Consider the following 15297-nt stretch of genomic DNA (forward strand, 5'->3'; position numbering starts at 1 on the left):
TGGCGTCCTGCGGGCGCTGCGAATGGAGCAAACGTGGGGTAGCTACCATGGTTCGTACGCTGTTTTCGGCCGCTGTTTTCGGCCTTTTGCTGGCATTGCCCGGCTTCGCGGAAACCACTCCTGCGGGGGTCGAAAGGGTGCTTGCCACCGAAGCGGCCGGTCTCGGAACGCTCGATCCGACCCGGGTTGCCCGCCTGGGCCAGGCCCCGTCCACGGGGAGTTCCCAACGGTACTCTCGTGCGTGGATCAACAGCCAGCCTGTTGCTGAAGGCGACGCGCAATGGCAGTGCCTGACCGAAGCGCTTTATTTCGAGGCGCGCGGTGAGGCCGTGAAAGGTCAATTCGCCGTGGCCGAGGTGATCCTGAACCGGGTGGATTCGACCCAGTTCCCGAACTCGATCTGTGGCGTGGTCAATCAGGGCACCGGGCGCAAATACCAATGCCAGTTCACCTATACCTGCGATGGCCGTCCCGAGCGCGTGACCGAACCCGCTGCCTGGGCCACCGCTGGCAAGATCGCCCGGGTGCTGATGGACGGTGCTCCGCGCGGGCTGACCGCCGGGGCGACCCATTACCACACCACGGCGGTGAACCCCTCCTGGGCGCGGCGTTTCATCCAAACCACCCGGATCGGGGTGCACAAGTTCTACCGCATGCCGGTGCGCGTTTCGTCGAACTGACAGGCGTCGTTTCATGGCCTTCGCAAGCCGCTATTCGCTGGCCTTTCGGCGTGTTTTCCGGGCATTGTGCGCGCGACTTTGCCCGAGGACACCATGACTGACGAGACCACCCAGGCCTTCGGCCCGCTCGAAGGCCGCGCCGCCGGCACCGCCGTTTGCGACACCCCGCCTGACCGGATTTCCGTGCGCGACCACGAGGTCGCCGTCGAGATTGGCGCCTTCCAGGCCGAACGCGGTGTATCCCAGCGCCTGCGTTTCGACGTGGTGGTCGAGGTGGGCTCCCATGACGGTGCGGACACCGACGACGTGGACGACATCCTGTCCTATGATACGATCACCGAGGCGATCACGGCCGAGCTGGCCGCCGAAAGGCTGAACCTTCTCGAAACACTGGCCGACCGCATTGCCGCGCGCCTTCTGGCCGAACCGCAGCCCTTGCGGGTGTTTGTGCGCATCCAGAAGCTGGATCGAGGCCCCGGCAAGCTGGGGGTCGAGATCGTGCGCGGGCGGGGAGAGGTTGCCGGGGCCGAAAGCGCCGATGTGCCGCATCCCCTGGTCGTATACCTGGGGCAGGGGGATTTGTCCGGGTTACTGGACAGTCTGGCCGATGACCCGCGACCCCTGATCGTCACCGTCGCCGCGACCGGGGACGGCCCGCGCGCCACCACGCCTGAGGCGCAGCGTCACATCGACCTTTTGGCCATGGAGCAGGCCGCCTGGGCGCTTGCGGGTGCCGAGCCCCGCGTCAAGGTCGTCGCCACGCGCACGGAACTGGACTGGGCGATGAAAAACGGCCAGCCGGTGCTCTGGGCACCGTCGAAACTGGTGTTGGATGCGGTGGATGGTCCGGCGGGGACGGATCCGGTGGATCTGACCCGCTGGATAGCCGAAGAACTGCATGCGGATGAACTGCGGGTCGAGGGGAAGGCATGAAAACCTACACCCACGCGATTCCCGCGCTTGAGGGCGAACATGCCCTCGGTGGCAGCAAGCTCTTCTGCTTCTCGGAAATCCGCCGCGTGACGCGGATGGGGGAGCTGGAACAGACCGAATGCGCCGATGCCCTGCCGCGTCTGACCTCCCCGCGTGCGGAGCTCTGCGGATTGAGCCTCGATCGCCCGCGCATCATGGGCATTCTGAATGTGACGCCGGACAGTTTTTCGGACGGGGGGGACCACGCGAACTTGGACGCCGCCGTTTCCCGCGCCCGTGCCATGGCGGTGGATGCCGATATTCTGGACATTGGCGGGGAAAGCACGCGCCCAGGCGCGGCCGAGGTTGGGATCGACGAGGAAATCCGCCGCACTGCGCCGGTCATCGAAGCCATCCGCGCCGCCGGCATCACCACGCCGATTTCGATCGACACGCGCAAGGCCCGCGTGGCCGAGGCGGCGTTGGACGCGGGTGCCGATATTGTCAATGACGTATCGGCCTTCCTGTTTGATCCGGAACTGGCCGACCTGGTGGCGGAACGCGATGTACCGGTCTGCCTGATGCACGCCCAGGGCAGCCCGGAAACCATGCAGGCTGATCCGCGTTACGACAACGTGCTGTTCGATGTCTACGATCACCTTGATCAGCGGATTTCCGCCGCGTGTGTTTCAGGCATTCGGCGGGATCGGATTATCGTGGACCCGGGCATTGGTTTTGGTAAGACGCTGGAGCACAACCTGAGCCTGCTGCGGGGACTGAGCCTGCTCCATGATCTGGGTCTGCCGATCCTGCTGGGCGCCTCACGCAAACGGTTCATCGGCACCCTTGGGGGCGCGGAAGAGGCGAAGGACCGCATGGCGGGGTCGGTGGCCGTGGCACTTTTCGCCGCACAGCAAGGCGCGCAGATTTTGCGCGTGCATGACACATTTGAGACAAGGCAGGCATTGACCCTGCAAAAGGCAATGATCGGAGACCTGTGAGATGGACAAACTGTTCGGCACCGATGGGGTTCGTGGCCTGGCCAACTCCTGGCCGATGACCGCCGGGATGGCGCTGCGTCTTGGTGAGGCAGCGGGGCGGCATTTTCGAAGCGACGGTCAGAACGGCCATCGCGTGGTCATCGGCAAGGACACGCGCCTGTCCGGGTACATGCTAGAAAACGCGCTGGTGGCGGGGCTGACCTCGACCGGTATGAACGTGCTTCTTCTGGGGCCGGTGCCGACTCCGGCCGTTGGGCGGTTCACCCATTCGATGCGTGCCGATCTGGGCATCATGATTTCGGCCAGCCACAACCCGTTCCATGACAATGGGATCAAGTTCTTCGGCCCCGACGGGTTCAAGCTGTCGGACGAGGTAGAAGGACAGATCGAAGCGCTGGTCGCCGCCGGGGTGGAGCCGGTACAGTCGCAGAACATCGGCCGTGCCCGCCGGGTGGACGAAAGCCGACTTCGCTATGTCGAATACCTGAAGACCACCTTCCCGGGGGGCAAAAGGCTCAACGGAATCAAGGTGGTGATTGACTGCGCCAATGGCGCGGCCTATCGCGCGGCACCCGAGGTACTGTGGGAATTGGGGGCCGATGTGATTCCGGTGGGCGTTGCGCCCGACGGCATCAACATCAACAAGGGCTGCGGCTCGACCGATACCGACCTCGCGGCGCAGACCGTGGTGGCCCATGGTGCCGATCTGGGCATTTGCCTGGATGGTGACGCGGACCGGGTCATGATCATTGACGAGAAGGGACGCGTGGCTGACGGCGATCAGATCATGGGACTGTTTGCCCGCCATTGGGCGGCCGAAGGCCGTCTGGCCGGGGGCGCGCTGGTCGCAACAGTCATGTCCAACCTGGGGTTGGAACGGTTCCTGGCCGATCATGGTATCGGGCTGCACCGGACCAAGGTTGGCGACCGCTATGTCGTCGAGGCGATGCGCGCGCACGGGTACAACCTGGGGGGCGAGCAGTCGGGTCACATCGTGATGACGGACTATGCGACCACGGGTGACGGGCTGCTGGCCGGGCTGCAATTCCTGGCTGAAATGGTGATCAGCGGCAAGCGCGCCTCGCAACTGACCCAGGTGTTCGAAACCGTGCCGCAGATGCTGAAGAACGTGCGTTTTCAGGCCGGGCAGGCGCCGCTGGAAAATGCGTCGGTGCAGGACGCGATTGCGTCCGGTGAGGCAGACCTGGGGGACAAGGGGCGTGTGCTGATCCGCAAATCGGGCACTGAGCCGCTGATCCGCGTGATGGCGGAGTGCGAGGACGAGGCGCTGCTGACCGGCGTCGTCGATAATATAGTCGCAGCGGTCGAGGCCGCCGTTTAGAACTCGTGCAAGACGGTCGGGCGGATCAGGATCAGAACCTCCGTCCGATCTTCCGACAGATAGGCGCTGCCAACGCCGGAGCCGCGAAACATGCTTTCGACCAGCGGGGTGTTCAGCAACAGCCATCTTGGGCGTCTGTTGTAATACCATTCGGTGCGTTTGTGGGCGATCGCGGCTCTGCGCACATCCGCGTTATGGGGCACGATCAGGCGGCGACCGTTCAGGTAGACGGTTCCAAGGCGCGAGCCGCCTCGCAGGCGTTGTTTGAACGAGCTGCGAAACAGTCGGCCCAGCATCCGGGTGTTCACGGTTTCCACCGGGTATTCCCGAACCTCCGGGCGCAAGTCCCACCCCCTGATACGATTGCCTGTCCCCAGCAGCAGCCAGTTCGGGCGGGCCGGTTCGTCATCGTCGAAAAACATGAACCGGCTGGATCTGATTTGAAAGCCACTTTCCTCCGCTGTTCCTGCCGATGGCATGAGCGCAGGTGAGGCCAGTAGGCCGGCAAGAAGGGTGCGTCGTTTCATGATGCGTCTCCTTTCCTCCCCAGTATAGCACAGGCTGTCAGGGGCGCCGGCGGAGCCCCCGTGCCCGGCTGATGGCGAGGCCGGCCAGGATCAGGCCAAGGGCGGTCAGGAAACTGGCTGGCAGGGGTTCAGCCAACAGGGCAACGCCGAACAGTACGCTCCAGATCGGCACGAGGTAGTTGACCGTGCTCATGAAACTGGGCCCGGCGCTCTGAACTACCTTGACCAGCAGGATAGTGGCCAGGGCGGTCGGGAAGACGCCAAGATAAACGACCGCCCAGAGCGCCGTGGCCCCGGGCAGGGCGGGCAGCCCCTCGCTGACAAGGGCCATGGGCAGGATCACGAGCGTCGCCACCAGAAGCCCGCCTGCGGAAAATCCGATCTGGTCGGACTTCGGCGCCAGCCGGGTAAAGATCGAGCCGATGGCGTAACAGCCCGCAGCGCCGATACAGGCCAGCTGTGCCCAGAACTCCAGCGCCGCGCCGGAGCGGGCAAGGGCTCCGGGACCGATCAGGACACCGACGCCGAAGAAGCCGATGGCAAAACCGACGGCCTTGCGGGGTGTCAGGGCCTCGCCGGGGATAAAGACATGGGCCAGGGGCAGGACCAGAAGGGGCACGACCGCCATGGTGATCCCGGCAAAGCCGCTGGTCACATACTGTTGCCCCCAGCTGAGCAGGAAGAAGGGGATCGCATTGGAAAAGAGGCCCATGCCCGCAATGTGCAGCCATAACCGCCTTTGCGACAGGCTGGGCAATCCGTTCCCCATGGCGAAAGCCAGGCCGGTCAACAGCACGGCACCCATGGTGATGCGAATGGCCGCCACGCCCAGCGGTCCGAAACCTTCGAGCGCCAGAGAGACGCCCATGAAGCTCGCGCCCCAGATCACCGAGAGCAGCAGCAGATATACCCAGTTTCGGATCATTGTTCGATATCTGTAAGTTGGAACCCTAATTCGCGCCAATAGGCTGCGGTTTTTATCGGAAAGTCAAAACAAAACGGCCCGCCGGGTTTCCCCGACGGACCGACTTTCAACTGATTGTCTCTGCGGAGACGGGATCAGTTCTTTTCCTTGTCGACCATCTTGCCGGCCGAGATCCACGGCATCATGCCGCGCAGCTTGGCGCCGGTCTCTTCGATCAGATGCTCGTCATTGGCGCGGCGCGAAGCCTTGATCGTGGGCTGGCCAACGGCGTTTTCCAGCATGAAGTCACGCACGAATTTGCCCTGCTGGATGTCGTCCAGAACGGCCTTCATGCGGGCTTTGGTCTCGTCGTAGTTCAGGATGCGCGGGCCGGTGACATACTGGCCGTACTCGGCAGTGTTCGAGATCGAGTAATCCATGTTGGCGATGCCGCCTTCATAGATCAGGTCGACGATCAGCTTCACTTCGTGCAGGCATTCGAAATAGGCCATTTCCGGCGCGTAGCCGGCTTCGACCAGAGTTTCGAACCCGCAGCGGATCAACTCGACCAGGCCACCGCACAGAACGGCTTGTTCGCCGAACAGGTCGGTTTCGCATTCCTCGCGGAAGTTGGTCTCGATGATGCCCGAGCGGCCGCCGCCGATGGCCGAGCAATAGGACAGGCCGATTTCCAGTGCCTTGCCGGTGGCGTCGGTGTCAACGGCGACCAGGCAGGGCACGCCGCCACCCTTGACATATTCGCCGCGCACGGTGTGGCCGGGGCCTTTCGGGGCCATCATGATGACGTCAACGCCTTCTTTCGGCTCGATCAGGCCGAAGTGCACGTTCAGGCCGTGGGCGAAAGCAATCGCGGCGCCGGGCTTGATGTTGTCATGCACGTATTTCTTGTAGGTCTCGGCCTGTAGCTCGTCGGGCATGGTGAACATGATCACGTCACACCAGGCGGCGGCTTCGGCGATGCCCATGACGGCCAAGCCTTCAGCTTCGGCTTTCCTGGCCGAAGCCGAGCCCTCACGCAGCGCGACGACCAGGTTCTTCGCGCCCGAGTCGCGCAGGTTCAGCGCGTGGGCGTGGCCTTGCGAGCCATAGCCCAGGATGGCAACCTTCTTGTCCTTGATTAGGTTGATGTCGCAATCGCGATCGTAATATACGCGCATGTTTCGCGTCCTTCTTCCGAGTTTGTGTTCTGAGCGGAGAATAGCGGTTTTACCTGAATGGCGTTTGCAAAGGGAATGAAGAATCCGTAAAAGCCGGGTAATTCATTCTCTATATTTGTCTAATATGAGGAAATCATGCAGGTCGATGATACGGACCGCCGCATTCTGCGCCGCTTGCAGCAGAATCCCGAATTGGCGGGCTCGGAACTGGCCGAGCTGGCGGGCGTGACCGTGGCGACCTGCTCGCGCCGGTTGGAGAAACTGACCCGCGCCGGGATCCTGCGCGGCCAGCACGCGGTGATCCACTGGCCCGCGCTGGGCTATGAAGTCGAGGTGTCGCTCAGGGTTACGCTCGACAAGACCAACCCGCGCGCCTTCGATGAATTCCTGGCCGAGGCCCGGCTGGTGTCCGAGGTGATCGAAATCCAGACCTTCCTGGGCCGGGTCGACGTGCGCCTGAACCTGGTCGCCCGCGACATGGCGCATTATCAACAGATCTATCGCGAATGCATCCTGACCCTGCCGCATATTGCCGATATCGAAGCCTTGGCACAGGTGGCCACGATCAAGACGGATGAGGCACTTCCGCTATGACCTTGGACGAAATTGACCGTGGTTTCCTGCGTGCCCTGTCCGAGGATGCGACCCTGTCGGCGGGCGAGTTGGGACGGCGCTTCTGCCTGTCGCAACCGGCGGCCTGGCGCCGGGTCAAGCGGCTGCATGACAGCGGCATCATCGCCGGGCGTCGGGTTGATCTGGATCGCGAGGCCCTGGGGTTTGGTGTGACCGTGTTTCTGGGCGTGAAGCTGGCCACCAAGGGGCGCGTCAGCCTGGAGGATTTCGAACGTGCGGTCACGGCGATCCCCGAGGTGCAGACCGTGGCGCACGTGCTGGGGCTCTACGACTATCGGCTGCGCGTCGTGGCGCGGGACCTGTCGGATTTCGAACGGGTGCTCAGGCGTCGCATCATGACCCTGCCCGGGGTGGGAGATGTGGAGGCTAATGTGCTGTTGAGCGAAGAGCGGCGACCCGGGCCGATCTGAACCTGTCCGACCTGATCCGGGGGCTGCGAAAAAGTTCCGAGCCATTTCCCGTAATTTTTTGTTTTGAAACCGGACGTGGTTCTGGTTCAAATCGCGAATGCGCGGAAATCCGGCGTTTTTCGCGCATCATGCGTCGCCGGTCCGGTGCCGTATGTTGCCCATCACATCAAAGGAGCCGCCAATGCACGCCCTGCGCCCCGATATCGATCCCGATGGGATGCTCGAATTTTCAGTCGTTTTTACCGACCGCTCGCTCAATCACATGTCCAAGGCCTTCCAAGGGGTTATGAACGACATCTCCGCTACCCTGCGCGAAGTCTACAATGCCGATGCCGTGGCCATCGTGCCCGGTGGCGGTACTTACGCGATGGAAGCGGTCGCGCGCCAGTTCGCCACCGGCAAGCGCGCGATGGTGATCCGCAACGGGTTTTTCTCGTTCCGCTGGAGTCAGATTTTCGAGATGGGCGGCATTCCCGCTGCGGAAACCGTGCTGAAGGCGCGCCGGGTCGGGAATGATCGACACGCCGGTTTTGCCCCCGCGCCGATCGACGAAGTGACCGCGCGCATCGCGGAAGAGAAACCGGATGTGGTCTTTGCCCCCCATGTCGAAACCGCCAGCGGCATGATCCTGCCCGACGACTACCTTTCGGCCGTGGCCCAGGCCGTGCACGCGGTCGGAGGCATCTTCGTCCTTGACTGCATCGCCTCGGGCTGCGCTTGGGTCGATATGAAGGCGACGGGGGTGGATGTGTTGATCTCGGCCCCGCAGAAGGGCTGGTCGGCGCAGCCCTCGGCCGGTCTGGTGATGATGAACGAAGCGGCGCGCGATCTTGCGAAAGCCACCACCTCGACCAGTTTCGCTGTCGATCTGGGCAAGTGGCTGTCGATCATGGAGGCCTATGAGGGGGGCGGACATGCCTATCACGCCACCATGCCCACGGACGCGCTGCGCGCCTTCCGCGACGCGATGCTGGAGACAAAGGAATACGGGTTCGACAGGTTGCGCGACGCGCAGTGGGAGCAGGGCAACCGCGTGCGCGCCCTGCTGGCCGGGAAGGGACTCAAATCCGTCGCCGCCGAAGGTTTCGGCGCACCCGGCGTGGTCGTGGCCTATACTGATGATCCCGAGGTGAAAATTGGCAAGCCCTTTGCCGCTGAAGGGGTGCAGATTGCCGCCGGTGTGCCGCTGATGTGTGACGAGGGTGAGGATTATTCTTCGTTCCGGCTGGGCCTTTTCGGGCTCGACAAGCTTTATGACGTGGATGCCAGCCTGGATCGCCTGACACAGGTGATCGACAAGGTTTTGTAAAACAGAAGGGGCGCCGCTTGGCGCCCCTTCCTTCTTTGGACCGGGTGGGGGGCTCAGCTTTTGCCGCCCGCCATCCAGACCAGCATGATGTAGATCACCGGCACCAGGGTGACAGCGACCAGGCCGACACCGGTCAGGCCCATGGCCAGGAAGGCGAGGCCCAGGACGGCGATCAGGGCCCCGATGATTCCGAAGCCGATGATCTCGGCGCGGCGTTCGGCCTTGGGATCGGCGGCGTGATGGGCAGTCGCGGCGGCGTTGGTGTCAACTGCGGCGGGGGTCTGGCTCATGTCCATGGAGAATCTCCTCTGTTCGCGGTGGCAGTGTATTGCTGCACATGCGAAGAAATTCCTATGGTAAATGGGACTGGCGCGGCGCTATGCCGCATCGCAGCAATCAGCCACGTGGCCCCAGTCCGGCCCGCATCACGCCCTTGCGCAGGGGCGTGACGTCATGCACGGTCTTGAGCCCGGCCAGACGCACCGCCTGCAGCGCCGCCTCGCCGGAGCGAGCCACGCGGTTGAACAGGTCGATCACGCGGGCGCGTTGTGCAATGTCGGATTTTCGTGCCTTTTCATAGGCCTGCATCATCTCGGGACTGCCCAGGTCGCCGCGGTGTGTCTCGGCCAGGCCTGCAAGGGCAATGAGGTCGTTGAGCGAGGTGTTCAGCCCCTGCGCTCCGATCGGCGGCAGGGCATGGGCGGCCTCTGCCATGACCGCGACGCGGCCCGCAACCAGCTGATTGGCGGTCTGGGTCATGATCGGCCAGATCGAGCGCCGCCCCTCCAGCCGCATGTGCCCCAGCAAGCCGGTGGAGCGGTGATACATCACCTCTTCGAACTCCGGCACCTCCATCTTCATAAGCTCGACTGCGCGCGGGCCGCGGTTCATCCAGACGATGGCAGAGGCATGGCGGCCATCCATGTCGGGCAGGGGCACGATGGTGAAGGGTCCACCCTCGTTGTAGATCTCGGTCGAGATATTGTCGTGCGGCGTGTCGTGGGTCACGGTAAAGGCCAGGGATTTCTGACCATATCGCGTGGTGGTCACGTCGATGCCCACCGCCTCGCGCAGGGGCGAGAATTTGCCATCCGCCGCCACGCCCAGTTTCGCACGCACCTGGTCGCCATTGTCCAGGGTAACGATGATCTCGCCAGTGCGCTGCACGATGGAGCTGAAGCCGGTGCCGTAGAGCGCGGTGATCCGATCCTGACCCTGCAGGTAGGACCAGAGCTCGCGTCGCACGACCCAGTTCATCAGGTTCCAGCCGAACGGGTCATCCCCCATGTCATCGGCGCGGAAGCTGCGTCGTTCGCGTTCGACCGGTGGCCAACCGGTGGTGTCGATCACCTGCAGCTGGTCGAGCGGTTTGGCGTGCGGGGCCAGAACCGGCCAGAGGCCACAGGCGTCAAAAAGCTCCCGCGCGGGACGCAGAAACGCGGTGGAGCGCAGGTCGGAACCGTCCAGATCCGCTTCTGTCACCGGTGGGACCGGATCGGCCATGACGACGGTAAACCCCTTGGCGGCAAAGACGCAGGCCGCGACCTGCCCGGCAATGCCGCCGCCCGAGATGAAGATGTCGGCCCGATGAATGTTGGGAGGGGTCATGCGGGTCTCCGTTTCGGGGGGCTCAGACGGGTCAGGTCGGACAAAAAGCCGGTCAGGTCATCGGTGTGGTGATGGATGTGATCTGCCGGGGTGGCCACGGGGGCCACGTGCACCGTGCGCATGCCCATCGCGTGCGGCGCGGTCAGGTTGCGCGCGTCATCCTCGAACATGGCCGCCACGGTGGCGTCCAGCCCATCCGCGGCAAAGACGGTCTCGAAGGCTGCGCGTTCCGGCTTCGGGCGAAAGTCCGCATGTTCCACGCCATAGACCGCGTCGAACAGGCCACCCAGGCCGCGGGCTGCCAGCACCCGGCGGGCATAGGGCTCGGACCCGTTGGTATAGACGATGCGCCGCCCGGGAAGGTCGGTGATATGGGCGCGAAGCTCTGTATCCTGTTCCAGGTGGGACATGTCGATCTCATGCACATGGGTCAGGTAGGGGGCCGGGTCGACGCCGTGCTCCTCCATCAGCCCGGCAAGGGTTGTGCCGTATTTCGCCCAGTAATGGCTGCGCAACCGGTCGGCTTCGGGTTCGGTCACACCCAGGGTTTCGGAGACCCAGGCGGTCATGCGGACCTCGATCTGGTCAAAAAGCCGCGCCTCGGGTGGATACAGCGTATTGTCCAGATCAAAGACCCAGGCGAAGACATGAGAGAAAGCGTCGGCGACCATGGGCGGAAGCTAGGCCTCCGACGTCGGTTTTGCAATGGTCCGCGCTTGATGTTCGGGCACAAGGGTGCATAGTCATTGCCGACCGAAGGAGACAGCCGTGAACGAGACGAAGACGGGCCAGAAAGACGCCTATGAACTGATCCTGGATGCCATCGATGTGGGCGTCTATCGCCCCGGCGACCGGCTGGTGGAAAGCGAACTGGCAGACCGGTTCGGCGTGTCGCGCACTCCCATTCGGGAGGCCTTGCAGCGGCTGGAGACCCAACGGCTGCTGGCGCGGGACGGGCGGTCGCTGATCGTGGCCTCGCTGAACCACAACCAGCTGGCCGAGCTTTACGCGGTGCGGGCAGAGCTTGAGGCCCTGGCCGCGCGGCTGGCGGCGCAACATGCCGCGCCCGAGGAAATCAAGGTGCTGCGTGACATGGTGGACGAGGACAAGAAGCGGCTCGACAACCCCGAGGAGCTTGCGCGCACCAACCGGCGGTTTCACAAGCAGCTGCATCTGGCCTCGCACAACCGCTACCTGGTGCAGCAGTTGGACATGGTGCACCGGACCATGGCGCTGCTGGCCACCACATCGCTGGCCGCCGAAGGGCGGGCCGAAAACGCGGTGGGGGAACATGAGGCGATCGTGCGGGCGATCGAGGCCCGGGACGGGGACGCTGCAGGGACTGCCCTGCGGGCGCATATCTCGCACGCGTTCGAGACCCGCCTCAAGCTCGATGCGGCGGGTTCGGATCCGCGCTGAGCGGCTCTTCCCCATTCGCGGTCATGTCGTCGTGGGTGTCGAAGATTCCGTGCACCGTCTTGTCCCAGTAGAACGGTTTGTGCAGGATTTCCCCCAGCCCCTTCAATGCTGCCAGCGAGGCGAGCGGGTAATAGAAGTGCAGCGTCGGCACCCAGAGCCGCAGCCAGCGGTGGCGTTCGCCTGACACGGCCATTACCCCCACGGCGATGTTCAGAAGCTCCGATGCCAGAAAAACCACGCCCAGTCCAAGGAACATCGACATCGGCATGACGCCGACCAGCGGGTGGGGCAGGCCCAGAGGCAGGGCCCAGAAAGTCCAGAGGACCGGGGCCAGCACAAACTGGCTGAGCGTTCCTGCGAATAGAATCTGTACCCCGATAAACTTCCACCATCCCAACTCGCGCAGCAAGGCCGCCGGGTCGCGCATCGCCACGCCCCAGGTCATGGCATAGCCCTTGATCCAGCGAGACCGCTGCTTGACCCAGGGCCAGAGGCGGCAGTTGGCTTCTTCCTGGGTGACGGTGTGGATCAGCTCGGTCGTGTAGCCGTGGCGGGCAAGGCGAATGCCCAGATCGGCGTCCTCGGTCACGTTATGGGCATCCCAACCGCCCAATGCCTCAAGCGCCTCGCGGCGGAAAAACAGCGTGGTGCCGCCCAGGGGCACGGCAAAGCCCATCTTTTCCAGCCCCGGAAGAACGATGCGGAACCAGGTGGCGTATTCGACGGTGAAACAGCGACTGAGCCAATTGGTACGCGCATTGTAGAAATCGAGCACGCCCTGCAGGCAGGCGACCTCCGGTCCGGCCTCGGCAAAGCGTTTGGCAATCTTGTGGATCTGGTCCGGATCCGGGGCGTCTTCGGCATCATAGACCCCGATGATCGAGCCGCGACAGAAGTCCAGGGCAAAGTTCAAGGCCCGCGGTTTGGTCTTGACCGCCCCGCGCGGCACGGTGATCTGGCGCATCCAGCGCGGCACGTCCGATTGCGCAATGGTCGCCTGGGTCAGGGTGTCGTCCTCTTCGACCACCAGGCAAATATCCAGCAATTCGCGTGGATAGGAGATGGCCGAGAGGCGTTTGACCAACCGGCCGGCGATTTCGGTTTCGTGAAACAGGGGCACCATGATCGACACGGTGGGCAGTTTGCGCAGCCCGCGCCTGGGGCGAATGTCGTGCACGGCCGCCGTCTTACCCCTGTTGGCCCGGCGCCGTTCCTGGAGGTAGTAGACGGCGGCGGTGGCGCGGATGGCGGCGTTCAGGACCAGGGTCAGGACAGCCCAGGCCGTGAGCAGGGCAAAGCCTGCCACGGGCATGGCGAAGAACAGGGTGATGACACACAGGAGCAGCCCCACGGCCAGCCGCCCGACCGGCCCCCGGTCCCAGGCGCGGCAGCTTTCATGATCCGACACCCGGGTCTCGGCGCGATTGGCGAGCGATCGGTGGCGAAGGGCGATCAGGGCGGCCTGGATGTCCTCCTCCGGCGCAATGGCCAGGTGCAGGCGGCCGAATGCCTCGGGCATCTGTGCCCTGAGCGCCTCGAACGTGTCAGGGCGGGAGCAGATCACGACCGTCGCCCCGCCAACCCGTTTCCAGGGCAGAACGGCATTTCGGATGCAGAACTCCGCGCCAAGCCGGTCGATCAGGCGAACATCTGGTGGTTCGGATCGCAGGTCGGCGATCGAAGTGTCATATTGCAGCGCCAGCGCGGCGTAGAGGTCCGCGCGGCTGACGAGACCGTTGGCCAATAGTATGTCGCCGAAGCGTGCCTCTTCGCGGTGTTGTAGCGCGACGGCGGTGGCCAGATCATCGTCCGAAAGGGCGCCCATCTGGCGCAGGAGCTGCCCGAGCGGCGCACGCGTCTTCCCCCCGCGGAGCTCCGCAGACTGCGTATTGGTGAGCTTCATCTGATGGACGGTCATTGCGGTTCTGCCGGTCGGGGCGTGGATACTGCAACGACATTGCCGCAATGAAGGTTAACAGTACGTTAACCTCGTCTTCATACAGGTGGTTTCACGATAAAACCGGGGCCTGGACCCCGGTTTCGAAATGGCTCAGCCGCGCGCGTCCATCGCTTCGGCGAACCGTTCGAACAGGTAATAGCTGTCCATCGGACCGGGGCTGGCTTCGGGGTGATACTGCACGGAAAAGACCGGACGGTCCTGCATGCGAATGCCGCAGTTGGAGCCGTCGAACAGCGACACGTGGCTTTCCACCACGCCCTCGGGCAGGGTCTGAGCATCCACTGCAAAACCGTGGTTCATCGACGTGATCTCGACCTTGCCGGTATCGCGATCCTTTACCGGGTGGTTGGCGCCGTGGTGGCCGTGGTTCATCTTGATCGTCTTGGCGCCGAGCGCCAGCGCAAGCATCTGGTGGCCCAGGCAGATGCCGAAGACCGGCAGGTCGGTGGTCTCCAGGATGGTCTTGATCATCGGCACGGCATAGTCGCCGGTTGCGGCCGGGTCGCCCGGGCCGTTCGACAGAAAAACACCATCGGGTTTGTGGGCCAGAACCTCTTCGGCTGTGGCGGTGGCGGGCAGCACGGTCACGTCACAACCGGCGGAGGCCAGGCAGCGCAGGATGTTCCGTTTGGCGCCGAAATCCAGCGCCACCACCTTGTGCCGTGCATTGTCCTGCTTCGGGAACCCGTCCGGCCAGGCCCAACGCATCTCGTCCCACTTGTAGCTTTGCGCACAGGTTACTTCCTTGGCCAGGTCCAGCCCTTCGAGGCCGGGGAAGGCACGGGCCTGGGCCAGCAGGTCCTCGATATCGAAATTGCCCTCTGGATCATGGGCGATGGCGACATGGGGCGCGCCCTGCTGGCGGATTGCGCGGGTGAGGCGGCGGGTATCGACGCCGCCGATGCCGATGCGGCCACGCTTGGCCAGCCAGTCGGTCAGCTCCGAGACCGAACGCCAGTTCGAGGGCTCGGTCGGATCCCATTTCACTACCATGCCCGCGGCAACCGGGTCGCCGGTCTCGTCATCTTCGGGGTTCACGCCGACATTGCCGATATGCGGGAAGGTAAAGGTCACGACCTGGCCCGCGTAGGAGGGATCCGTCATGATTTCCTGGTAGCCGGTCATCGCGGTGTTGAAACACAGTTCCGCAGTGGTGGTGCCGGTGGCGCCGAAGCCCTGGCCGTAGAAGATCGTCCCATCTGCCAGCACGAGGCAGGCGGTCGGTTTGGCGGTTTCTGGCTGAGTGGCGGTGGCGGCTGACATGATCGACTCCCCGTGGTCAAACTGGCGGGAACCTAAGGGGGTGGGCAGTTCGGGTCAAGGGGGTGTGGATTCGCAGATAAATTTCACATTTCCCTTGAAAACAAAGAGTTAGAGTCATATCTGCTTGGTTGATTGCACGAGGGTGTTTGGT

16 protein-coding genes are annotated in these 15297 nt (G+C 63.7%); 8 read left to right on the forward strand and 8 right to left on the reverse strand.

Annotation, left to right across the window (positions count from 1 at the left end; translation table 11 throughout):
- Positions 1-47 precede the first annotated feature (47 nt).
- The 4 genes from Q1V43_RS09780 (at position 48) to glmM (ending at position 3935) form a co-directional block, all read left to right on the forward strand.
- Positions 48-680 (forward strand): cell wall hydrolase, encoded by a 633-nt coding sequence (locus Q1V43_RS09780; protein ID WP_300517122.1) that lies wholly within the window; start codon positions 48-50, stop codon positions 678-680.
- Positions 681-773: 93 nt separating this feature from the next.
- Entirely contained in the window at positions 774-1613 is an 840-nt protein-coding gene (locus Q1V43_RS09785) for a dihydroneopterin aldolase (protein ID WP_300517124.1), read from the forward strand.
- Entirely contained in the window at positions 1610-2593 is a 984-nt protein-coding gene (gene folP / locus Q1V43_RS09790) for a dihydropteroate synthase (protein ID WP_300517126.1), read from the forward strand. The genes Q1V43_RS09785 and folP overlap by 4 nt, the downstream gene beginning before the upstream one ends.
- Before the next feature lies 1 nt (position 2594).
- Entirely contained in the window at positions 2595-3935 is a 1341-nt protein-coding gene (gene glmM, locus Q1V43_RS09795) for a phosphoglucosamine mutase (RefSeq protein WP_300517128.1), read from the forward strand.
- Here glmM and Q1V43_RS09800 read toward each other — a convergent pair.
- The 3 genes from Q1V43_RS09800 to ilvC form a co-directional block, all read right to left on the reverse strand.
- The gene (locus Q1V43_RS09800) at positions 3932-4357 is read right to left on the reverse strand and encodes a hypothetical protein (RefSeq protein ID WP_300517130.1); all 426 of its coding nucleotides are present in this window, start codon (positions 4355-4357) and stop codon (positions 3932-3934) included. The genes glmM and Q1V43_RS09800 overlap by 4 nt on opposite strands.
- A gap of 142 nt (positions 4358-4499) precedes the next feature.
- Positions 4500-5387, reverse strand: a complete 888-nt coding sequence (locus Q1V43_RS09805) for a DMT family transporter (RefSeq protein WP_300517132.1) — start codon at positions 5385-5387, stop codon at positions 4500-4502.
- 134 nt (positions 5388-5521) lie between these two features.
- A complete protein-coding gene (ilvC, locus tag Q1V43_RS09810) occupies positions 5522-6586 on the reverse strand; it encodes a ketol-acid reductoisomerase (RefSeq protein ID WP_300517252.1) in 1065 nt (354 codons plus the stop codon).
- Between the two features lie 93 nt (positions 6587-6679).
- On the opposite strand from ilvC, the gene Q1V43_RS09815 reads away from it, so the two are divergent.
- From Q1V43_RS09815 to Q1V43_RS09825, 3 genes are all read left to right on the forward strand, one after another.
- On the forward strand, positions 6680-7138 hold the full coding sequence (locus tag Q1V43_RS09815) for an Lrp/AsnC family transcriptional regulator (RefSeq protein WP_300517135.1): 459 nt from the start codon (positions 6680-6682) through the stop codon (positions 7136-7138).
- Entirely contained in the window at positions 7135-7587 is a 453-nt protein-coding gene (locus Q1V43_RS09820) for an Lrp/AsnC family transcriptional regulator (protein ID WP_300517137.1), read from the forward strand. The genes Q1V43_RS09815 and Q1V43_RS09820 overlap by 4 nt, the downstream gene beginning before the upstream one ends.
- A 181-nt stretch (positions 7588-7768) precedes the next feature.
- On the forward strand, positions 7769-8896 hold the full coding sequence (locus tag Q1V43_RS09825) for an aminotransferase class V-fold PLP-dependent enzyme (protein ID WP_300517139.1): 1128 nt from the start codon (positions 7769-7771) through the stop codon (positions 8894-8896).
- A gap of 53 nt (positions 8897-8949) precedes the next feature.
- On the opposite strand, the gene Q1V43_RS09830 is transcribed toward Q1V43_RS09825, so the two are convergent.
- The 3 genes from Q1V43_RS09830 to Q1V43_RS09840 form a co-directional block, all read right to left on the reverse strand.
- A complete protein-coding gene (locus tag Q1V43_RS09830; RefSeq protein ID WP_300517141.1) occupies positions 8950-9192 on the reverse strand; it encodes a hypothetical protein in 243 nt (80 codons plus the stop codon).
- A 100-nt stretch (positions 9193-9292) separates the two neighbouring features.
- Complete coding sequence (locus Q1V43_RS09835) at positions 9293-10504, reverse strand: FAD-dependent monooxygenase (RefSeq protein ID WP_300517143.1); 1212 nt, start codon at positions 10502-10504, stop codon at positions 9293-9295.
- On the reverse strand, positions 10501-11175 hold the full coding sequence (locus Q1V43_RS09840) for a pyrimidine 5'-nucleotidase (protein WP_300517146.1): 675 nt from the start codon (positions 11173-11175) through the stop codon (positions 10501-10503). Before Q1V43_RS09840 ends, Q1V43_RS09835 begins: the two co-directional genes overlap by 4 nt.
- 97 nt (positions 11176-11272) lie before the next feature.
- Between Q1V43_RS09840 and Q1V43_RS09845 the strand changes: the two genes are divergently transcribed.
- Positions 11273-11923, forward strand: a complete 651-nt coding sequence (locus Q1V43_RS09845) for a GntR family transcriptional regulator (RefSeq protein ID WP_300517148.1) — start codon at positions 11273-11275, stop codon at positions 11921-11923.
- On the opposite strand, the gene Q1V43_RS09850 is transcribed toward Q1V43_RS09845, so the two are convergent.
- Together Q1V43_RS09850 and carA are read right to left on the reverse strand one after the other, a co-directional pair.
- Positions 11889-13841, reverse strand: coding sequence for a glycosyltransferase family 2 protein (locus Q1V43_RS09850; RefSeq protein WP_300517151.1), 1953 nt, complete (start codon positions 13839-13841; stop codon positions 11889-11891). The genes Q1V43_RS09845 and Q1V43_RS09850 overlap by 35 nt on opposite strands.
- A gap of 132 nt (positions 13842-13973) precedes the next feature.
- Positions 13974-15146, reverse strand: a complete 1173-nt coding sequence (gene carA, locus Q1V43_RS09855) for a glutamine-hydrolyzing carbamoyl-phosphate synthase small subunit (RefSeq protein WP_300517154.1) — start codon at positions 15144-15146, stop codon at positions 13974-13976.
- Positions 15147-15297: the final 151 nt, after the last annotated feature.

The organism is Aliiroseovarius sp. (genome assembly GCF_030148435.1).
In the GTDB taxonomy this organism is placed as follows: Bacteria; Pseudomonadota; Alphaproteobacteria; order Rhodobacterales; family Rhodobacteraceae; genus JASBTN01.